The organism is Sphingobacterium sp. B16(2022) (genome assembly GCF_012030425.1).
In the GTDB taxonomy this organism is placed as follows: Bacteria; Bacteroidota; Bacteroidia; order Sphingobacteriales; family Sphingobacteriaceae; genus Sphingobacterium; species Sphingobacterium anhuiense.
Window position 1 is genome coordinate 308745 of sequence record NZ_JAAUVN010000001.1, and the last position, 20071, is coordinate 328815.

Genomic DNA, 20071 nt, shown 5'->3' on the forward strand with positions numbered 1-20071 from the left:
TCGAACTCACTTTTTTTATATTGAAGATAGGAAATATATGAGTCATATAGTGAATTTGTTACGTTGTTTTCTGATCAATAGTTTGCTGTAAGTTAGAATTTTTCTATTTTTTTGTTAACTTGTAAGATAACGGAAGGCTTTGTGATGTATGTTTTTTTTGTTCTGATATGAGTAAAAGAAAAAGTGTATGACGGCGCTTTTCAGGATATTTAATTCTTAACTATGAGGAAGTTACTGTTTTTGTTGCCTGTTTTGTTTTTTTCGATTAATGCTCAAGCACAATTAATTGAGAGATTTAGTACCAGTGAAAATAAGCTTTTAATGGAGCTTCTTTTTCTACGAGGTACTAAAATTGATAATAATCGAATAGAGTATGATATTCACAATCGGATTAGCCGCGTTGGGGATAAACGAATAGAATATGATATCCACGATAGGGTTAGTCAAATTGGCGATGAGCGGGTTGAATATGATATCAATGATAAAGTTCGTCAAATTGGCGATAAGCGGATTGATTATGATATCAATGGTAGAGTTCGCCAAATTGGAGATAAGTGGATTGATTATGATATCAATGGTAGAGTTCGCCAAATTGGAGATAAGCGGATTGATTATGATATCAATGATAGAGTTCGCCAAATTGGAGATAAGCGGATTGAATATGATATCAATGATAGAGTTCGCCAAATTGGAGATAAGCGGATTTATTATGATATCAATGATAGAGTTTGTCAAATTGGGAATGAGCGGATAGAATATGATATAAACGGAAAGGTTCGTCAAATTGGGGATAAACGGATAGAATATGATATAAACGGAAAGGTTCGTCAAATTGAAACCGACTACTTGCTCCTTTATAAAATGATTGAAAATTATAATGGAAAGTAAATTTTTTTGAAACTGTCTCATGAAGTATGTAAGTATATAAAAAATGTGGAGTTCACTCGGTCTCCGCATTTTTTATATACTTAAATTCATAACACCATGATTGTGTTAGCTTGTTTTTAACGGTGTCGAGGTAGCTATTTATTGAACGGGCTTCTTCGGTGGGACCCTTCATTTTCATCGTTTTGGTCCCACTTGGATGGTGTGATGAATTTCTTAGTCGAGAATTCGGTTCGTTTGCCTTGGATGGTTATCCGGACATAAATGGGATGCAGTCACGCGCATATATATAAACGGAAACTTGACTGCTCATTGTGGTGGTGTTTTATTTCAATATTCAATTTATTCTATTGGATATAAACTGTCAAGATGTTCAACGACTGGTCATGTAATGCCTTTATTCAGTGCTCATCTAGCGGTTCATTTTAGCGAGACTCTAGCTAACATATTTTAGGGTCTCGCTAGGGTCTCGCTGGAAATGAGAGGTATTGAAATAAACGATATGTACGTATAAAAGAAAAACCCTACAAATTGTACAATTTGTAGGGTTTTGATACTTTCTCCTTGTTAGGATGCGGAGAGCGAGGGATTCGAACCCCCGGACCTATGACAGTCAACAGTTTTCAAGACTGCCGCATTCGACCACTCTGCCAGCTCTCCGCGACAAAAGTACGAATTTTAACATTCCTACCAAATTTATTTTAAAAAAATAAAGGTAAAAATAGATTTTGAACAGTGATTTTGCTGATTTTAAGTGTGTTAATTTTTATTAGTTTTTTGTTTTATGATAAAGAGATCGAATCATGTGACTAACATTGTTAGAAATGTAATTCTCTAATCTTTGTAGGAGTATTTCATTTGGGGTCATACCCATTTTTGTGGAACTAGAAAGTTCTCTGAGGTCTTCTCCTTTGGATAATTCATATAGCAGGATAAAGAGTTTCATTACAGCGTAAAAGCCATTTTTTTCCATGGTCAGAATGCGTAGTATGGGAAGCACCTTCTCAATAGTTGCGGTGCCAAAGTGAACTCCTTTGGATGCCCTGTTAAATAATTCCTGTATGCTTTGAAATTGCTTTTTGTCTAAGATCTGTTCAACCAGCGAGGGGTGAAATTGTAAGGTGATTTCGTGAATGTCTGTTGATGTGCATTCTCCATCCTTCCATGCGTGTTTTAATTCCGGATTGGCAATAAGAACTAAATCTTTGTGACCGGTGGTTTCACTGGAATCTCCAATGATCCGTTGAGCTACAGATGCTCCTTCTACATAATTCAGTTCATACTCCGGATGTATATGTACAGGAAAGGTAAAAGATGATTTTCTACGGTCGAATACTACGAAACAATCCTGCTCTGATAAAGGTGATTTTTATCTATAGATATCTGACATCATAATGCTTTAAATATTTGGTTTAATGGTTCGCTAATGTAATGGTTTTTTAACTTAGAAATCATGTTGTGTCATGACAAATCAGAGAATAATATGCAAACCAAAAGCTACTGTTGTACGTTATTAAAGAAACAAATGATCATTTATGAAACCATTTAAAGTTGCACTCATCGTTGGAAGTTTAAGAAAGGAATCTTTCAATAAAAAGATAGGAAGAGCTATTGGCCAATTTAAAATAGCCGGTATGCAGTTTGATGACATTGAAATTGGAGAATTGCCATTGTACAATGAGGATTTAGAAAAAGACGTACCTGTAGCCTGGCAAAATTTTAGAGAAATAATCAATCCATATGACGCGGTATTATTTATCACTCCCGAATACAATCGATCGGTTCCTGCAGTACTTAAGAATGCACTAGATGTAGGTTCAAGACCATACGGGAAGAGTGTGTGGGATGGTAAGCCTGCGGCCATTATAAGCTGTACTCCGGGAGGATTAGGTGCTTTTGGGGCCAATCATCATCTTCGTCAATCCTTGGTATTCTTAAATATGCCTACTTTACAACAGCCGGAAGCGTATATCAGCCATGCCGCAAAGTTGTTTGATGCCAGTGGAGATCTTATAGATACTTCTACATATGATTTTCTAACCTCCTTTGTTGAAAAATTTGAAAAGTGGATCGAAAGAAATGTTCAAGTGAAAAAGTCATAAAGCAAAAAATCCTCTTTACAAAAGTAAAGAGGATTTTAAGTACGCCCATCAGGATTCGAACCTGAGACCGTCGGTTTAGAAAACCGATGCTCTATCCAGCTGAGCTATGAGCGCGTTTTCCTTTCGGTGATGCAAAAGTACTTAAATGATCTATATTTCCAAAACTTATGTACTTTTTTTTTACTTAAAAACATTAAGTCATTGCATTTCAAGCTGATTAATTTTTCTGTCCAAATACAAAAAAATGTCGATTGGTGGCATCTGAGCTTATTTACTTTCTTTTGAAAGCTATTTTGATTTGATTTTTTTTAGTTTTATTGTGATCTAATTTAAATATGCGCGTAACATTGCCATCGTAGTTCTTTCGCTATTCAAATCTATTCTTCTAGTCATAGAGCTTCAAAGGGTAATTTTGTTATTTTGATTTTGATCAATCTCCATTTGTACCTGCTATAATCATCTTTATTTCATGTTAAATGATTGTTTTGTTCCAAAAGCTTTTGATGTAAATCGTACTGATGTCATACATTGGATTATCTTTTAAATAATTATAAATATACGATACTGTTTTAGAGTCACCAAGTATGTAAGCAATGATATTTGTTTGATGTTCAGGAAAATTAAGGGAAATCAATTCAATAATTTTCTGCGGATCTAATGATTCAATTATGTGCGTTTCTAAAGGGAAACTATGATCGAGATCTGGAAAAATATCTTCTTGATGTTCTGCAAAAATAAAACTACTTACTTGTTTACTTACCGATAAGGCTCTGTTTATTTCATATAGATGAGATAAAGCAATAATATCCCCAATTAAAAAGTAGTGGTCTGCTGTGTTATTCATACTTATTTCACTAGACGGTTCTTTGAAAAATATGGTATCGCCTTCCTGTACGGTTTGAACCCATTGTGCCCCCTTGCCATTGGAAAAGGTATTAATGGCAAAGTCTGCAACATGATAGACCGGTTCATAATTCCAGAATGAATATCTTCGCACTTCGCTCAGTGGATTGTAATAAGGATTGGATAAAAATATATCAATAGAAAAACCTGGAATATAGTGGATGCGCGAAAAATCCATACTCTGAATTTTGATATGATAGGTATGCTCAGCTATTTTATTCTTCTGAAGAATAATTCCTGAAAATATTTCGAAGGTACGGTCCTGGTTACTCATTGTCTTTGTATTAGTGATACAAAGTTGGTCAATAGCATATATTAAAACATTGACCTGAGTCAAAAAAAGAAGATCAGATTTTTGATTTTAGTCTACTTAGCGTCTCCTGAGAAATATTGAGATAGGAAGCGACAAGCTTATTCGACAATCTTCGGACAATAATCGGATTTTCATCTAAGAGCTGCCGATATTTTTCCAAAGCGTCCTGCATTAGAAAAGACATTAACCTTTTGGTATTGGTTACGTAAGCAATTTCAAGATATATACGGTAAAATTTTTCCCATAGGGGTATGATATCCAGAAGATGATAAAAGCTTTTATGTGTGATGTAATATACTTCCGAATCTTCAACAGCCTGAATAAATTCTTCTGAAGGTTCGGAAGTAATAAAACTTACTAATGCTGTTGCAAACTGATTCTCAAAAGCAAAATATCGGGTGGAGTCCGTTCCTTCTTCATTGATAAAGAAAATGCGCAGACATCCCTGTGTAACAAAAAATGTCCGTTGACTGGATTGACCATTTGTTAGTACGAGTTCATTCTTTTTGAGTTTCATCGGCTTAAAATGGGATAAAATGATCTCTAGATCTTTATCCGTTAATGAAATTTTACTTTTAATATATGAAGCTAATAGTTCTTGCATGTACTTAAAATCAGTGATAGACAAATTTACCAATAAAAGCTCGATCGTAGCGCTGTTTATTTGGCGTGTTGTATCTTTAAAGATATGCGCTTTCAGATTCACCAGACTTCCAATAGCTGCAGCTGTATATCATCTGTGGATCCCACTCTAGGTCAGTTTTAAAATAGTTTCTTAATTCTTTGACAGTAGCATATTCAGCGGCTAAATACACATAATTACGCAGGTCTGCTTTTGCGAATGTAAAAGTCTTTACTGTAGACGCTAATTTGCTTCCTTTTTCAGGATGCGGGTTGTACAGCCAGTCAATATCTACATTTGCCGAAGATGGAATATTTATTCGATCTTCTTTAGCAGATACCTCCAAAATAACCTTAACATCAATCCCGGTTTTTAATTTTTCTAAAATTGCACTGATTACGGGCAATGCTGTTGCGTCACCTATGAGTAGATAGGAATCGGCTTCGGGGACTAAGGGTTTTATACTTTCTTTCATACCGATACCTAGAGCGTCGCCCGGTTTAGCTTTTAATGCCCATGTAGATGCAGGTCCATTATCTCCGTGGGAGACAAAATCAATGGTCAGTTCCTTTTTCTTCAGATCAATTTTGCGATTGGTGTATGTTCTTATTGATGCCAGCAATTCAGGTCTTGTTTCTGATTCTTTTTCAGGGAAATAAATGACATTTCTATCGGCAGGCGGTATGAAAATTTTATTATTAGATCCGGACTTTATATGCGTTAAAAGTACCGCTTGTTCATTACTGATTCCAAACACCACACGAATCATATGTGGTGTTAGGAATTCTCTGCGTTTAACGGTAAATACGAAATGTATTTTTCTCATTATGATATTGTTTAATGCTGATTTTTTGATTTATTAAAGGACTTTATAATTCATTCGCTACTAACTGCAATTTTCGGTATTTGATAATATCGGCGATGGATAATATCGTTAGATGATGATCTAGAGCAAAGGCGATCATCTGTGGCAGACGCGACATGGTTCCATCATCTTCCATTAGTTCACACAATACGGATATTGGTTTTAGACCAGCCAGCTTCATGAGGTCGATACTGCCTTCAGTGTGACCATTTCTTCCTAAGACACCATAATCGTGAGCACGCAATGGGAAGATATGCCCCGGTCGAACCAAATCTCCAGGTTGCGCATTTTCAGCACATGCCGCTTTAATAGCGGCAATTCTATCAGATGCCGAAAGACCAGTTGTTGCACCTTCCCGAGCATCAATCGAAACTGTAAAAGGAGTCTGAAAGAGACTGGAATTAGCATTGACCATATAAGGTAAATCGAGTTCATCAGCCTTTTCATTTGTAAGACACAGACAGACTACACCACTACAGTGTCTTATTATCTGCACCATATCCTGAATATCCATGTTTTCTGCTGAGAAAATAAGGTCACCTTCATTTTCTCTATCTTCATCGTCTAAGAGGATAACGCCTTTACCAGATTTTAGTTCCTTTAAAGCATTCTCAACCCTTTCGTTGGCATCTTTACCAAACATTTTTAATGTATTTTCCATTGTTATACTTATTTTTTATTCATCATTAATGTTATCATCGAGAGGATGCAACTTATTCCTCCAAATAAATAGACAGTCTGGTAATCGAACCAGCCAGCTATTAACCCTGCTAGAGGCCCTGCCAATCCCAAAGAAAGGTCAACAAAAGCTACATAGGCACCTAAAGCCGTCCCCCTCATTTGTGGCTTTACTTTCTGGATAGCTAGAACACCTAGAGCTGGAAAAACCAGTGAGAACCCAATCCCTGTCATCCCACATCCGATAATGGCAATCGTTTTTGATACGGAAGTCCAGATCAAAACTTGACCAATCACTTCAATAATAAGTGAAAGCAATGCAATTTTATAACCGCCATATTTATCGGGAGAAGAAGCAAAGAAAATTCTGGTTAAGATGTAACAAGCACCAAAGACCATAAAAGCTAATGAGGCATCACCCCAATTTTTTTCGCTAAAAAACAAGGCGATGAAAGAAGCAATACAGCCAAATGCCATTGAAGAAAAAGCGAGACTTAATCCTTGTCCGGATATAGCTCCGATTACTTTGTAAAAAGGTGTTCTGACATGGTCTTTGTCAACTGCTATTGCGGGTAGTTTTACTGTAGATAGCCAGCTGACAAAGGGCAGGAGCATGATCATGATAAACGCTGGGAAACCGCCATAACTTTTATTGATCCAAATACTTAAAGGTGCTCCAATTGCAATACCTGCATACATCGCTATTCCGTTCCAAGTCATTACTTTTCCAGAATTTGATGTTCCGACAAGTCCGATTCCCCAAGTTAACGCTCCTGTAACCAAGAAACTTTCTCCTACACCATGAATGATTCTTGCAAGTAAGAGTAAGGCTAATGCAAAGATTACATTACTTTGTATTGTGACTGATAGGAGATATGTAATGCCAGCTATTACTGCAAGTACTACACCGATCATTTGGCTTTTTTTAGCTCCTCTGGTATCTGTAAGTTTCCCTGCATATGCCCGAGTTAATAAAGTCGACAAGAATTGCATTCCAATAACAAGGCCGACGATGATACTGTCAAATCCTAAGGTTTGCTGAACAAATTTTGGCAGTACACCCAATGCAATCCCTATGGTAAGATACACTCCGAATACCGATATTATAATTGGCGTTATGGCCACGTAAAAATTACTGGTTATGCCATTTTCTAATGTTACACTCATAATTTTTTGTTTTAATTATTATTTACAGTGCAAAGCTGCAAGTATTGCAAACCTTAACCTTTGACTTAAGTCAAAAAAGGAAAAATTATTATTTAATCATCAGCTGATGCGGTAAGGAGGTATAGGGATAACGGCTCCATTAACATATGTGCCTTTAATACTCGTGTGTTATTATAAATCTTCTTAGACAGGAAAACTATTTATGGAAGCTTATGGCACTGCGCATTTATTTATGCTACAGGGTAAAGTTTTATGTTTACAATGCTTAAAATCAGCGGATGGTTTTAAGTGAGTAGGGTATGGCTAATGAATAGTGTAATAGGTGATGAAATTAATAGAAATATTAACTATTCAGCGTTCCGTAGAATACCTTGACCTTTTTTATTTTTGCATTTTCGATCTGAAAGTATTCGGCATTTTCAAACTTATTTTTATCATCAGTCGTGCAGGTATAAATGACGAAAATACTGTTTTTGTCTTCCAGGAAGGTATCGATTTGATATGCAGTTGCTTTTTTATGAAATGGCCAGCACTTTCGGAAATAGTCCTCCCTAGTAAGCATTGGATCGTGAGGACTACTGAATTGAAAATCTTCATCCAGCAGGTTTTGTAGCCCATTCCGGGCACCCATTTCATAGCAATTAAAATAAGCTAAAATGAGATCTTTATTAGTCATATTTTAAGGTTTAATTGATTGAATCACATCTTTTAACTGATGTACATGTCGCTGTGTATGATAGGTATTGAACCATGCCCACTCCAAAACTGTAAATGGACCATATTCAGGGATGGCAAAATCGATACAAGTATCTGAAAGATTTTTCTCCTTAATTATGGTTTCGATCTGGGCAGTACGATCACGAAGATTTTTTAGTAAACGCTGTTTGTCGAGTCGTTTTTCAGAAGGCAATATCGCTTGAGGAGATTTCATACGTATTGTAAAGTCCGTAAATGTATCTTTAATGGTTGTTACCTTTTCATCTGGTTCCCGATGAGTCGATTCGGTACGCCCGCTCATGACTTCTGCTGAAGCATAAGATTTCAATATATGATCGCCGATTTGTCCAGGCGACCAATCGTCAGCTTTAGGTTTCGTATTCAGTTCATTTTCATCTAAAGAATCAAGTAGCGAGATGAAATCTTCTGTAATGTGTTGAAATGCTTTATTTAGTTCCATAACCTAAATTTAAGAATATTAAATGAATCAAAATATAGGATAGGAACAACACGAACAGTTTTATAGATTAATGATTTTTATCTATAAATCTGCTTTCAATGAGGTGAAAGTGGTGGGGAAACACCAGTGTAGGAAACCTTTAAATCTTCGTTTAAGATATTACATATCATCTTTGATTTACGTGTCGCTCAATCCAGTTGTTTCTAGTTTTTAATGAATTCATAGGACCTTTGGGATTGTTCTTTCAGACTGCCAGCGTTAATCTGGTTCAATATGTATTAAAATGTTTCCCAGTTGGGGCATTTTTTTTTGCAGATAGTCCTGAAGCCTATGCGCTAATTGATGGCCCTCTTTTACTGAGATGTCACCACTAACAATTGCATGTAAATCAACCAGATGTTTTGTGCCTAATTTACGAACAAAGCATTTTTCTGTACCCAAGATACCATCTACCTTTACGGCGTTGATACGTATCTCAGCGATTAAATCATCGTAAAGGTTTTCATCCATGATCTCTCCCAAGGCAGGACGAAAGATAAGATAGCAGTTGTAAAGTATAAATCCCGAAGCAAATAGCGCTGCAAAGTCATCGGCACTCTCATAGCCCTTTCCTAAAATCAAAGCGATTGATATGCCGATAAAGGCTGCTACCGAAGTGATCGCATCACTTCGGTGGTGCCATGCGTCGGCTCGTAATGAAGAGCTTCCAGTTTCTTTACTTTTTTTAATGACAACCCTAAAAGAAACTTCCTTCCAGATAATGATCGCCAATAGGACGAATAAAGTCCATGGTTTGGGCAACTCATGAGGGGTGCGAATATTTTGAATGCTTTCGTAAGCAATGATTGTCGCTGAAATAATTAAAAAGCCCACTACGACAAATGTTACAAGTGGTTCAATGCGACCATGTCCGTAAGGATGATTCTCATCTGCCGGCCTTTTTGCATACTTTAATCCAAATAAAACCAAAAAAGAGGAAAATATATCTGCAGTAGATTCTATTGCATCTGCAATAAGCGCGTATGAATTTCCAAAATAACCAGCTAACCATTTTAAGAGAGCGAGTAAAAAATTTCCAATTATACTAAAGTAGGTTGCTTTTATAGCCGTTTGTTCATTTGACATTTTATTGTTTTTTTAAGCGTCAATTCAATGAGAATATAGAAATGTTTCCCCAATAACCTCGAATTTGCATGATCAGCAAAGGTTATTAAAGAAATCCAGACCGTAACCAAATGCTGTTTTAACTAACAACAAATGAATACAGATAAAGGATAAAAAAAATGAAAATAATTAAGAAATTTTTGGAGGTTGCCAAATATGGCTGGTATAAGTATTTAAGTAATACTGATCAGGGTAAAATAACAGCTTTTTCTCAAAGAATATGCTTGATGTCATTAATGGTACTTCCGATGACACGGTAGAAGAAATTGCTGTGATGTTTAAAAAATTGACATGTTTTACAAAAGGAAGTTTTTCATCTGTATCCCGGTCATTATCTTTTACAGGAATATTATAATGATCATTTAAGAATTGTATAAACGTCAGTTTACTGTTGTTATTTTTATGTTCTATACAATGAGAAATTAATACAGGAATTTTCAACAATTGAATCAGTTCAGTTGTTGAAAACAAATAAATTGATAATATCAATAAGATTGAAAAATTTTTCACTGAGACAAATGTAGCAACTTTTTACTTATTATGAAGTGAATAGTGCGCTTGGCAACAATTTCACAATTGCTCATAATAATGGTAATAACCGTACTCTAAACTATAGTTTGGAACTTTATCTCTAATTTTTCTTATACAGTAGCTTGATAGAGAATAAATGATTTATATTCCTGCGCAATCAAGTTGCGTAGCTACTGCGATTCGACTTGGTTTATTTTGATCTTAAATATTTTATTGTTTTGATTTTCAGTTTTTTATATTGTTAATTTTTATTGCGCAGTTAAGCTGCAGTAGGTAGATCTCATCTTTGTCATGTAGTACAAAGGAATGTTCCTTTGTGGAAAATAAAATTGAAAATGGATCATCATTATTTATGCGGAATCATTCAAGAAATTGAAATTAAGGAAAATATAAAGATACTTTATGCATGTGAGTCAGGAAGTCGTGCATGGGGTTTTCCATCTTTAGACAGTGACTACGATATTCGGTTTATCTATCAAAGACGAAAGACCGATTATCTATCGGTTTTTTCTATAGAAGAGGATATTAAGTACCCAATTGTTGGTGATCTTGATATTTATGGTTGGGATATTCGCAAAGTACTGAAGCTACTTTACAAAAGTAACTGTACATTATATGAATGGTTGCAATCCCCAATTTGTTATGGAGATTATAGTTTTTTTAAAAATGATTTTATAACACTACTGGATTATGCACCTAACTTGCGTGCACATATGCACCATTATTTAGGTTTATGTCATAAGAAAATGGAAGGGCTTGATCAGTCAAACTTCTCGCTGAAAGATTTTCTTTACATTGCTAGAAGTCTTTTATCAGCTCTATGGATTGAAACAAACAGATCTTATGCGCCAATGGAAATGAAAGATTTAATGCGATTGCTTCCATCCGGTCTTATTAAAAGTCTGGAGTCGATTATTATGATAAAAGCATCAGTTAGAGAAGATTTTATATTCTCTCCGGATGAGAAGCTGTGTATCTATATGAAAAATACATTCAAAAAGCTTAAAGATACTGTTATGACAATACCTGCTTTAAAAATGTCAGTAGAACCGGTCAATAGTTATTTTATAGACTTAATTCGTAAAGAAGATGATGACAATTAAAGATCTGCATGATCAAAATCTGATTCTGTTTAAAGTAATAACAGGAAGCAGGGCTTACGGTTTAGATACAGCGGCATCTGATACAGATATTAAAGGCGTGTTTTACTTACCAAAAAATATGTTCTATGGTTTAAGCTATATCGCTCAAATTAATAACGATAGTCATGATGAGGTATATTATGAATTAGGCAGATTTGTCGAATTACTCAGTAAAAATAATCCGGGAGCAATGGAACTACTGGCTAGTGCTTCAGCATCCATATTGATAAACCATCCATTAATGGCAAATTTTCAATTTAAAAAACTCCTTAATATGGGATTGATAGATAGTTTTGTTCAATATGCGATGCAGCAGGTGAAAAAAGCCAAAGGTTTGAACAAAAAGATCAATAATCCACATGTAGGAGCGCGGAAAAGTTTATTAGATTTTGCTTACATAATGAGTAGCGGAAAAAGTTATCCTGTAGAATCATGGTTACAGGATCATAAGTTAAAGTCTCACTTTTGCGGATTGATTAAATTGAATCATTGTAAAAATGTGTTTGCATTATATTATGATAAGAATGAGCAAGGATTATATCGCGGTATAATGGCAAAAGCAGATAGCCATGAAGTTGCCTTGAGTTCCATTGCCAAAGGAGAGGAGACCTTAGCATTGCTCTTTGTTAATCATGAAGCCTATTCTTCATATTGTAAAGATTTTAAGGCATACAAGGAGTGGGAAAAGAAGCGTAATGTTATGCGTTATGCTGGAACTGTCGCACATGGACAAGGATATGATGCTAAAAATATGATGCATACTATACGTCTGATGGAGGTTGCGCGAGATCTGTTATTAAAGGGAGAACTCATTCTTAAGCGCCCTAATCGTGAAGCATTGCTCGAAATAAAATCAGGCAGATGGACATATGACGAATTATGTAGAAAGGTGGAAGTGATACAATGTGAAATTGATGAAATGTATTTCGAGAGTTCATTCCCAAAATCAGTGGATACCACTTATTTAGAAAAAAGTCTTCTTCAAATACGCGAATCGTTATATCAATAGATACTGAATATGATCGTTCGTATAGAAATATAATTGTCTTAAATATTTTTTATGTTTAAGACAATTATACAGAAAGTCAAAAGCATTTTTCAATTATTTCGCAGCCTTTTCTAACATCCAAATGAATTTAATTTCAGATTTGGATACGGAAAATGCTTAAATTTTAAGTTCACCCATTGAATACAGCAGATCTACCTTTCCAGTATCTTTCTGATCGTATCACGCTCTTTTTCCGAAAGCGCAATAGCATTTTCAAAAAGTGGTACTATATCCTGTTTACGGTCTGTTTGCAAGAGCAAATCCAGAAGACCGAGATAAGTACGTATGAGGTCAGCTTTGATGCCAACAAAGGCACGTGGATCGGCAATATACAGTTCCTGAATCAGGGATAGTAAAATCCTTTTTCGGTTTACATCGATATCCGACGAGCTGTAACGGGGCAGTAGGTTTTTCTTCTCCAGTTCTTCAAGTTTGACTGTGACGGCCTGCTCGCGAATATATTTTTTCTGTTTACGTTCCAAAAAATCACGTAATTCAGCCAGTAATTTACGATAAATAACCTGCTGTTCTTTTTCACTGAAGAGATTGCTTTCAGAAGAAATTGCGATATCAGCTTGCTCGAATTGATCAAAGAAGTCAGATTCTATATACACCGAGTGGTGGAAGTCGATCGCATTATTATTAAAACTACTGAGCAGTTTTGCTACTTCAGTTTTGTTGCTGTTTAAAAAATAGTAATAGTAACGGTCTCCGATCTGTTCTTTCCATCGGATATAGTTTACACGGAAGCTGTACGAGTTTTCCGCTATACTATAAAGAGTGAATATCGTACTGTCGGTCTCCTGTATCAGGTTATGATAATGAAGTGTGGTCCCATTGAGGAGGATGCGGTACCCCCAATCCCGGTTGAGAAGCAGATACCAACCAAATTCCTGCGCAAGAAAATCTGTAAATTCTTCAGACTCCAGTGTAGTAGCTGTTAGTCCAAAGATACCTTCCAGTTTGACAGTTGTACCAGTTCCCTCAGGTTTAGCCGCTGATTTGATATCCCCGATATCATATTGTTCTTTAGCGTCACGATCTATTCGTATGCTATAGGAAATCAGCTCATCATCTGTCTTAACAGTGGTATTCCAAGTTGCTCGTGTGGCAAAGAGTGAGAAAGAAAAACGGCCTTTTCCCTTTTTTCCACGCGTATAGGAGCTCCGTTTTAAGCTATTTTTCTTGAGCGAATCTAAAAAATTCCCAAATGAAAGGTTCAGTGTTTCTCTGGGAATTCCTTCTCCATTATCACGAATGCAGATACTTGTTATAAATCCGAGGGTATTACTTTCGATGTCGATAGAGACTTCTGTAGCCTTAGCATCAAATCCATTCCAGATATATTCTGCCATAACATGTTTGGCGTCTTTTGGTAAACCTGCCGATTCTATACTTGTATTGGTGATCTTGGTGTTATTCTTCATAATGGATTGATCTATTTAAAAGTACAATAATAATTGGGTAAATCATAGTCCTATGTGACTGATGCTGATCATATGATATGAAATAGCTAAAAATTACGCTATAGTTTCTGCAACATACCTGTAATGAAAGTAAACGAGTCATTCGATAGACAGCGTCAAAAGATAATATTGCATATAAAATAATTTTATCTTAGTTTGTCCCTTAGTACTTAAAGAGTTTGCTGATGTCATTGATAAGAATACTAAATGAAAAAGACTTTTTTGAAAATGCTAAGATGGGCCATATCCTGAGACCCGCTAATTTTAGCATGATTTTTATCAGAAGTGGATCCATTCATTTGGAGATCAATAACCAATCTGTTTCTTATGTGGAGGATCACGTTTTACTGATATCCTCGCATAACAGCTATAAATTGAGCCATTATACCGATGACCTTAAAATATACATGCTGATCTATAATCGGGAGACTATCAGGGAAAAGATTCATTTTAACTTTAGCCGGTACGATGTGTACCGGATCATCAATGCGGAGAAAAATCAAAATATCTTCAATCCAGATAAAGTGATTTTTGACCAGTTAACAGGTTTGGTGGAACTTATGATTTATCAGACTGATATGGAGAATAGACAATCTTTCTTTCACGAACAGATCATCCTCTCTATATTTTCCACCATAACCTATAAATTGATGGATTCATTAGAAATCCAGCTTCAATTTGACCGAAAACGAAATGCACGGAAAGAGGAAATCACCTTGCAGTTTCTTGAATTGGCTACAGATTATTATAAAACGGAAAAGGAGTTAGATTTTTATGCCAAAAAACTCAATATCTCGATCAAGTATCTATCGATTTGTGTCAAGGAAATTACCGATATAGCACCTTCTGTATTTATAGCTACAGCCTTACTCAATGAGGCTAAAACTTTACTGTTCAGTTCAAAGGATACCATTACAAGGATTGCCGAGGAATTAAACTTCTCAGATCAGTATGCTTTTGGTAAATTTTTTAAAAAGCATACGGGATTAAGTCCCAAAAATTACCGGAATAAACACGAGGTTACCTTGTTTTGATACTATTTGGACTTCTTTTGCCCCGCTTTCAACCTTTTTGTTAGGGTTGTTTTTTACGACTTTTGTGCTGTGAAATTCTAAAATGTATCGCACACAATGAAAATAAAACCATTCAGTTATCTGTTTTTGGTAATCGGATTGCTTTTTTCAGACTCCTTACTATTTGCACAGGAAGCTACTCAAAAAAAGCTCACCGTTGAAGAACTCTTTTCTTTGGTTCTGGAAAACAATCCAACTTTATCAGTTTCCAAAGCAGGTATAAAAATAGCAAAACAGAACGTAGAGGTCGCTAAAAATTTACAGCTTCCTGATCTTAATCTAAGCGCCAGCGCTCTTTATATCGGTGACGGTGTCCTACTTGATAAAGATTTTTCCAATTCGACGACGGTCAAGATGCCACATTTTGGCAATAACTATGCCTTAGAAGCGACTCAGTTAATCTGGAAGGGTGGTATGGTCAAACATACTATCGAAGCCAAATCGCTACAAGAAGATCTCGCAACCCTGAATTATCAGTTTAACGAGCAGAATATCAAGTTGCTAGCCTTGGGCTACTATTTGGACTTGTATAAGTTGCAAAATCAGGCTTCCGTATACCGTAAAAATATTCAATTGGCCGAGCAACGGTTACAGAATATCAGCCGGTTTTATAAAGAAGGTATGGTCACTCGAAATGATGTGATCCGTGGTGAACTGCAGATCTCTAATCTAAACCTGGCTTTACAGGTGATCGAGAATAATGTGCAGATCTTGAATAAACAGCTCTTGGTTGCCTTGGGTCTTCCTGAAGGAATACAGCTCCTGGCAGATGAAAAGCTATTGCAGACCAATTTGGAAGCATCTCCTTTAGCGTTCTATCAAAACGACATTGATCAGCACCCCTCAGTTCTCATGAGTAAAAAGGGTGTTGAACTATCCGAAACGGCAACGAAGATAACAAAGACCGAACGTATGCCCACTTTAGCCGCTTTTGCAGGTAATAAATTGCAAAGACCAATTACGACGACATCACCCGCCCTGGATATGTACTCAAATGGTTGGAATGTAGGTTTGTCATTAAGCTATGATATCAGTTCGCTCTATAAATCTTCGAAAAAGATACAGGCTAACAGATATGAATTAGAGAAAGCTAAAGCGCAGGAAAATGAAACAGAAAAAATGATCGAAGTTGCGGTTAATGCCGCCTACATAAAATATAATGAAACACGTAGCCAGAACTCAACATTGGCAAAAAATAAAGATCTGACAGAGGAGAATTACAGAATCATGGAAAGTAAATACAATAACCAGCTGGCCATTCTGCTTGATATGATCGATGCAAGCAATGCGAAGTTGGATGCTGAACTGCAGTACACCAACTCGGAAATCAATATTGTGTTTGCGTATTACAAATTATTGAAAGAAAGCGGGAAAATGTAAGAACTGGAAGCTAACTCCATCGAATTAGATAAAAAATATGTCACAAAATCAAGATCAGAATCAAGGAACAGATTCGGTAGAAAATACAGGTGTTAAATCAAGTAAAGTAAAACAGAGAATGCCTAAAAAAAAGAACAGAGGAACGATCGTCAGCATGTTGGTGCTATTATTGGTATTGGCAGGACTCTATTGGGTGATCCACGCCTATTTCAATATCGGTAATAACCGTTTTACCAATGCAGCACAGGTCGAATCGTATATTAATCCGATCAATACCCGGGTATCGGCCTATATCAAAGATATTCGTTTTATCGAGCATCAATACGTAAAAAAGGGAGATACTTTGCTTATATTGGATGATAGTGAGATTCAGACTCAACTGGGGCAGGCGGAAGCAGCCTATTTGTCGGCACTTGCATCTAAGCATGTTACGGCTAATTCGGTCAGAACGGCAACTAATAATATCGGTACAGCACAATCCAACAGCGATGCCGCTCAGGCTAACATTGCTTCGGCAAAAGCAAGATTGTGGAATGCGGAACAGAATTTTAACCGTTATAAAAATCTTTTGAAAGACGAGGCGGTAACCCGTCAACAGTTCGACCAGGTGAAAACGGAATATGAAGCGAGCAGTGCTGCTCTGGAGGCGGTATCTTCGCAATATGAGGCGATTGCGAATTCCCGGAGTACTTCTGTGCTCACGGTGACTGAGGTACAGTCCCGATTAGGAATGAACGATGCAGAAATCAAACGTGCTGAAAATGCATTAAATATGGCTAAGCTCAATCTTTCATATACCGTAATCACAGCGCCTCATGATGGTATCATGGGAAGAAGGACGATCAATATTGGACAGCTGTTGAGTCCAAGTCAGCAGGTAGCCACTATCGTAGACAGTAATAACATTTGGATCACGGCCAATTATCGTGAAAAGCAGATGGAAAATGTTATGATCGGAGCTTTAGCGACCATTCAGGTAGACGCTTTGGGGGGAAAGGAGTTTGTCGGGAAAATCAAGGCGATCTCAGGCGCGACAGGCGCGCGGTATGCGGCAGTACCTTTGGATAACTCCACCGGTAATTTTGTAAAGGTACAGCAAAGAATACCTGTAAGAATAGAATTTACTTCGGAAAATAAAACCGAGGACTTAAAACTGTTGCGTGCAGGAATGAATGTGGAGGTTACTTTAAGATAATGTATAATAAAGGATTGTTTGCAGCCTGGGTGCCCAAACCGCTCATGTTATTGCTCATTTTTATTTTTCTGATCCCAATACTCAGTATCAATAGCGTTTACAGCAATAGTATTACCGATATTTCAGGGGCGCTTGCGACCTATACGGAATATATGGCGATGGCAAGTAATGCTACTACAATCGGAATGGGAGTAGCTATTATCTTTAGTCTGCGGGTGAAAATGCGTTTCCGCTCTAAGGAAATTATTGTGTTCTGTTCGATAGTTCTTGCACTGTTATCGTACTGTATTGGTACGACTGACAATCCTGTGGTCGTTATTATTGCAGGTTTCTTTATAGGTTTTTTTAAAACTTTTCCTTTTATAGAGCTTTTATTGGTCATGATGGTCATCCTGACGCCTACTGGAGATCGCGGCAAATTCTACGCGATGTTTTATCCGCTTTCGATCTGTCTGTCTCAGTTATCAGCTTATCTCATGGCCGACGTCGTGTTTGACGGAAGCTGGCAGGCACCCTATTTTCTGATGTCTGCGGTTATGCTGGTCATTGCGGCGCTTTCATTGATCTTTCAGCACAATCAACGGTTCTCCTTTCGGATGCCCTTATCACAGATTGATTGGCTTTCTTTAGGTTTACTCGCTATTGCAGCCTTGAGTTTGGATTTTGCACTTACCTTTATGAAGCAACAGGGATGGTTTAATTCTCCTTATATAATAGTGTCTATTCTGCTATGTCTACTACTTATAGCAATCGTAATTTATAGGCAAAAGGGAGCAAAACGTAAATTAGTCAAATTTGAACTGTTCACCGCAAGAGTCAACATCTGGTACAGTATGTTGCTGCTGTTGCTGATGGGGATATATCTGGCAACTTCTACTTTGCTGTCGCAATATACAGTAGGAGCACTCGGCTACAATAATCTCTTAAATTCGGAGCTGAATCTATGGATGATTCCTGGAATCATATTGGCAGGTATATATGGGTATATCAGTTTTAAGCATAAATGGTTACTGAAGTATTTTATTGCTTCGGGATTTCTGGTGTTCTTTATTCATTGCCTAATGATGTATCTGCTCATACAGCCACAGATGAATATGGAATATCTTTATTTTCCGATGTTCTTAAAGGGGCTAGGAATGGGAATACTCTATATTGGAATCTGGTTTTATGCCGGTTCTGGTCTGAATATGGATGAGCTTCTCGGTATTGTAGGGGTTTTGATCATAGTCAGAACATTTGTAGCAACAGCACTTGGTGCAGCTATATTAAATTGGGCTTCCTATCAAGGGCAATGGCAGAGTCTGTATGACAGTGCACTGTATATGGATATCGGTGATTTTTCCAATGGGATAGCGATGTATCCGGCCTCGCAGCTCAATGCCATGCTGGCGGCTTTGAAGATCGTCTTCGGTGTATTGTGCTGGATCAGTATTCCGGTGCTTCTATTGGTGCTGTTGCATCACTTTGGCAGATTCAATCAAAGACGATTGGTGCTGTTTCGCAAAATAGTACGGGGAAACAAGGTGCGTGGATATTATTTCAGCCGCCGTTAATAATGAAGATACGATGGTTACGTCAGCGAATATAAACGGACCATACTACAACATTATTACTTCTTATCCGTAAATTAGCGTTGCGGTAATGCATAAGAAAATTATGGATTTAGCAGTAGAAAATTAGTAAAACAATTTTCTTGTAAAAAGTAATTTTCGAAAAAGTACAGATCATTATTAAATTTTAACCCATGCACGCCAAGTTTATTGAGCTTATCACCAAGCATGTTATCCTTTCCGATCAGGAAAAAGAATTATGCAGGCGTTTTATGGAACCTGTTCTTTATCCTAAAAATTGTATTATCGAAGAGGAAGGAAAGGTTCCAGCTTATCTATATTTTGTGGTATCAGGCTTTGTACGTTTGTTTCATTATAATGAAAAGGGTGATGAAGTGACGACTCATATCAACTGCCCTCCCGGGTTTATCACATCCTATATAAATTTTAGCAATCAGACCCGATCAGACGAAAATCTTGAATGCATCACCGAATGCGAGCTTTTACGTATTACCAGATCTGATCTAGATCTTTTAATACAGCAGACACCATCATTCAAAGACTTTAGCATCTATGTGTTTCAGCAATCGCTATCATACAATGAAAAAAGATCCAGGGAGTTGGCAACACTAACGGCAGAACAGCGGTATTTAAAACTAATGAACGAACAACCGGAAATACTTCATCACGTTCCGATGCAATATATCGCTTCTTTTTTAGGAATGAACCCTAAAAGTTTGAGCCGTATCCGTAAAAAGATCATTAAGTAACATTTGTGAAGTGGTTTAAAATGAATAAGGCAGAACTTTG

The 20071-nt window shown here is 36.7% G+C and carries 20 protein-coding genes and 2 tRNA genes; 9 read left to right on the top strand and 13 right to left on the bottom strand.

From position 1 onward, the window contains the following. Positions 1-222: 222 nt before the first annotated feature. Positions 223-888 carry a hypothetical protein gene (locus HCX49_RS01405; RefSeq protein WP_132771117.1) on the top strand — a complete coding sequence of 222 codons (666 nt, stop codon included), beginning with the start codon at positions 223-225 and terminating at the stop codon, positions 886-888. Positions 889-1022: 134 nt separating this feature from the next. Here HCX49_RS01405 and HCX49_RS25755 read toward each other — a convergent pair whose 3' ends face one another. Beyond that, positions 1023-1160: an Arm DNA-binding domain-containing protein gene (locus tag HCX49_RS25755; protein ID WP_206368364.1), complete on the bottom strand. Its 138-nt coding sequence runs from the start codon at positions 1158-1160 to the stop codon at positions 1023-1025. Between the two features lie 300 nt (positions 1161-1460). Next, positions 1461-1545: transfer RNA gene (locus HCX49_RS01415), tRNA-Ser, on the bottom strand. An 875-nt stretch (positions 1546-2420) separates the two neighbouring features. Here HCX49_RS01415 and HCX49_RS01425 point away from each other — a divergent pair. Next, the gene (locus tag HCX49_RS01425; RefSeq protein ID WP_132771118.1) at positions 2421-2987 is read left to right on the top strand and encodes an NADPH-dependent FMN reductase; all 567 of its coding nucleotides are present in this window, start codon (positions 2421-2423) and stop codon (positions 2985-2987) included. A gap of 40 nt (positions 2988-3027) precedes the next feature. On the opposite strand, the gene HCX49_RS01430 is transcribed toward HCX49_RS01425, so the two are convergent. From HCX49_RS01430 to HCX49_RS01475, 10 genes are all read right to left on the bottom strand, one after another. Beyond that, a tRNA-Arg gene (locus HCX49_RS01430) sits at positions 3028-3101 on the bottom strand. 358 nt (positions 3102-3459) lie between these two features. Beyond that, entirely contained in the window at positions 3460-4164 is a 705-nt protein-coding gene (locus HCX49_RS01435) for a hypothetical protein (protein ID WP_132771119.1), read from the bottom strand. Between the two features lie 73 nt (positions 4165-4237). Next, entirely contained in the window at positions 4238-4807 is a 570-nt protein-coding gene (locus HCX49_RS01440) for a Crp/Fnr family transcriptional regulator (RefSeq protein ID WP_132771120.1), read from the bottom strand. 76 nt (positions 4808-4883) lie between these two features. After that, a complete protein-coding gene (locus HCX49_RS01445; RefSeq protein ID WP_132771121.1) occupies positions 4884-5651 on the bottom strand; it encodes a siderophore-interacting protein in 768 nt (255 codons plus the stop codon). Positions 5652-5694: 43 nt separating this feature from the next. Continuing rightward, complete coding sequence (gene ribB, locus HCX49_RS01450; RefSeq protein ID WP_132771122.1) at positions 5695-6351, bottom strand: 3,4-dihydroxy-2-butanone-4-phosphate synthase; 657 nt, start codon at positions 6349-6351, stop codon at positions 5695-5697. An 8-nt stretch (positions 6352-6359) separates the two neighbouring features. Continuing rightward, on the bottom strand, positions 6360-7535 hold the full coding sequence (locus HCX49_RS01455) for an MFS transporter (protein ID WP_168125900.1): 1176 nt from the start codon (positions 7533-7535) through the stop codon (positions 6360-6362). Between the two features lie 343 nt (positions 7536-7878). Further along, positions 7879-8211 carry a hypothetical protein gene (locus tag HCX49_RS01460; RefSeq protein ID WP_132771124.1) on the bottom strand — a complete coding sequence of 111 codons (333 nt, stop codon included), beginning with the start codon at positions 8209-8211 and terminating at the stop codon, positions 7879-7881. Positions 8212-8214: 3 nt separating this feature from the next. After that, on the bottom strand, positions 8215-8712 hold the full coding sequence (locus HCX49_RS01465) for a DinB family protein (protein ID WP_132771125.1): 498 nt from the start codon (positions 8710-8712) through the stop codon (positions 8215-8217). Positions 8713-8970: 258 nt separating this feature from the next. After that, positions 8971-9837, bottom strand: a complete 867-nt coding sequence (locus HCX49_RS01470) for a cation diffusion facilitator family transporter (protein WP_168125901.1) — start codon at positions 9835-9837, stop codon at positions 8971-8973. A 168-nt stretch (positions 9838-10005) separates the two neighbouring features. Continuing rightward, complete coding sequence (locus HCX49_RS01475; RefSeq protein WP_168125902.1) at positions 10006-10386, bottom strand: hypothetical protein; 381 nt, start codon at positions 10384-10386, stop codon at positions 10006-10008. A 356-nt stretch (positions 10387-10742) separates the two neighbouring features. Between HCX49_RS01475 and HCX49_RS01480 the strand changes: the two genes are divergently transcribed. Next, positions 10743-11510, top strand: a complete 768-nt coding sequence (locus tag HCX49_RS01480) for a DNA polymerase beta superfamily protein (RefSeq protein WP_168125903.1) — start codon at positions 10743-10745, stop codon at positions 11508-11510. Next, positions 11497-12558, top strand: a complete 1062-nt coding sequence (locus HCX49_RS01485) for a DNA polymerase beta superfamily protein (protein WP_237682698.1) — start codon at positions 11497-11499, stop codon at positions 12556-12558. The genes HCX49_RS01480 and HCX49_RS01485 overlap by 14 nt, the downstream gene beginning before the upstream one ends. Positions 12559-12749: 191 nt before the next feature. On the opposite strand, the gene HCX49_RS01490 is transcribed toward HCX49_RS01485, so the two are convergent. Then, entirely contained in the window at positions 12750-14024 is a 1275-nt protein-coding gene (locus HCX49_RS01490; RefSeq protein WP_168125904.1) for an ATP-binding protein, read from the bottom strand. A 224-nt stretch (positions 14025-14248) separates the two neighbouring features. On the opposite strand from HCX49_RS01490, the gene HCX49_RS01495 reads away from it, so the two are divergent. From HCX49_RS01495 to HCX49_RS01515, 5 genes are all read left to right on the top strand, one after another. Further along, the gene (locus HCX49_RS01495; protein WP_132771129.1) at positions 14249-15097 is read left to right on the top strand and encodes a helix-turn-helix domain-containing protein; all 849 of its coding nucleotides are present in this window, start codon (positions 14249-14251) and stop codon (positions 15095-15097) included. 96 nt (positions 15098-15193) lie between these two features. Next, complete coding sequence (locus HCX49_RS01500) at positions 15194-16516, top strand: TolC family protein (protein ID WP_168125905.1); 1323 nt, start codon at positions 15194-15196, stop codon at positions 16514-16516. A gap of 37 nt (positions 16517-16553) precedes the next feature. Next, entirely contained in the window at positions 16554-17711 is a 1158-nt protein-coding gene (locus HCX49_RS01505) for an HlyD family secretion protein (RefSeq protein ID WP_168125906.1), read from the top strand. Next, the gene (locus HCX49_RS01510; protein ID WP_021189462.1) at positions 17711-19264 is read left to right on the top strand and encodes a hypothetical protein; all 1554 of its coding nucleotides are present in this window, start codon (positions 17711-17713) and stop codon (positions 19262-19264) included. The genes HCX49_RS01505 and HCX49_RS01510 overlap by 1 nt, the downstream gene beginning before the upstream one ends. A gap of 191 nt (positions 19265-19455) precedes the next feature. Continuing rightward, positions 19456-20031, top strand: a complete 576-nt coding sequence (locus tag HCX49_RS01515; protein ID WP_168125907.1) for a Crp/Fnr family transcriptional regulator — start codon at positions 19456-19458, stop codon at positions 20029-20031. The last annotated feature ends 40 nt before the right edge of the window (positions 20032-20071 follow it).

Excerpts from the sequence above, each read along its gene's own strand:
- HCX49_RS01455 (WP_168125900.1), bottom strand. The coding sequence starts at position 7,535 with ATGAGTGTAACATTAGAAAATGGCATAACCAGTAATTTTTACGTGGCC.
- HCX49_RS01495 (WP_132771129.1), top strand. The coding sequence starts at position 14,249 with ATGTCATTGATAAGAATACTAAATGAAAAAGACTTTTTTGAAAATGCT.
- HCX49_RS01470 (WP_168125901.1), bottom strand. The coding sequence starts at position 9,837 with ATGTCAAATGAACAAACGGCTATAAAAGCAACCTACTTTAGTATAATT.
- HCX49_RS01435 (WP_132771119.1), bottom strand. The coding sequence starts at position 4,164 with ATGAGTAACCAGGACCGTACCTTCGAAATATTTTCAGGAATTATTCTT.
- HCX49_RS01440 (WP_132771120.1), bottom strand. The coding sequence starts at position 4,807 with ATGCAAGAACTATTAGCTTCATATATTAAAAGTAAAATTTCATTAACG.
- HCX49_RS01460 (WP_132771124.1), bottom strand. The coding sequence starts at position 8,211 with ATGACTAATAAAGATCTCATTTTAGCTTATTTTAATTGCTATGAAATG.
- HCX49_RS01515 (WP_168125907.1), top strand. The coding sequence starts at position 19,456 with ATGCACGCCAAGTTTATTGAGCTTATCACCAAGCATGTTATCCTTTCC.
- HCX49_RS01490 (WP_168125904.1), bottom strand. The coding sequence starts at position 14,024 with ATGAAGAATAACACCAAGATCACCAATACAAGTATAGAATCGGCAGGT.
- HCX49_RS01480 (WP_168125903.1), top strand. The coding sequence starts at position 10,743 with ATGGATCATCATTATTTATGCGGAATCATTCAAGAAATTGAAATTAAG.
- HCX49_RS01510 (WP_021189462.1), top strand. The coding sequence starts at position 17,711 with ATGTATAATAAAGGATTGTTTGCAGCCTGGGTGCCCAAACCGCTCATG.
- HCX49_RS01500 (WP_168125905.1), top strand. The coding sequence starts at position 15,194 with ATGAAAATAAAACCATTCAGTTATCTGTTTTTGGTAATCGGATTGCTT.
- HCX49_RS01405 (WP_132771117.1), top strand. The coding sequence starts at position 223 with ATGAGGAAGTTACTGTTTTTGTTGCCTGTTTTGTTTTTTTCGATTAAT.
- HCX49_RS01485 (WP_237682698.1), top strand. The coding sequence starts at position 11,497 with ATGATGACAATTAAAGATCTGCATGATCAAAATCTGATTCTGTTTAAA.
- HCX49_RS01445 (WP_132771121.1), bottom strand. The coding sequence starts at position 5,651 with ATGAGAAAAATACATTTCGTATTTACCGTTAAACGCAGAGAATTCCTA.
- HCX49_RS01465 (WP_132771125.1), bottom strand. The coding sequence starts at position 8,712 with ATGGAACTAAATAAAGCATTTCAACACATTACAGAAGATTTCATCTCG.
- ribB (WP_132771122.1), bottom strand. The coding sequence starts at position 6,351 with ATGGAAAATACATTAAAAATGTTTGGTAAAGATGCCAACGAAAGGGTT.
- HCX49_RS01505 (WP_168125906.1), top strand. The coding sequence starts at position 16,554 with ATGTCACAAAATCAAGATCAGAATCAAGGAACAGATTCGGTAGAAAAT.
- HCX49_RS01425 (WP_132771118.1), top strand. The coding sequence starts at position 2,421 with ATGAAACCATTTAAAGTTGCACTCATCGTTGGAAGTTTAAGAAAGGAA.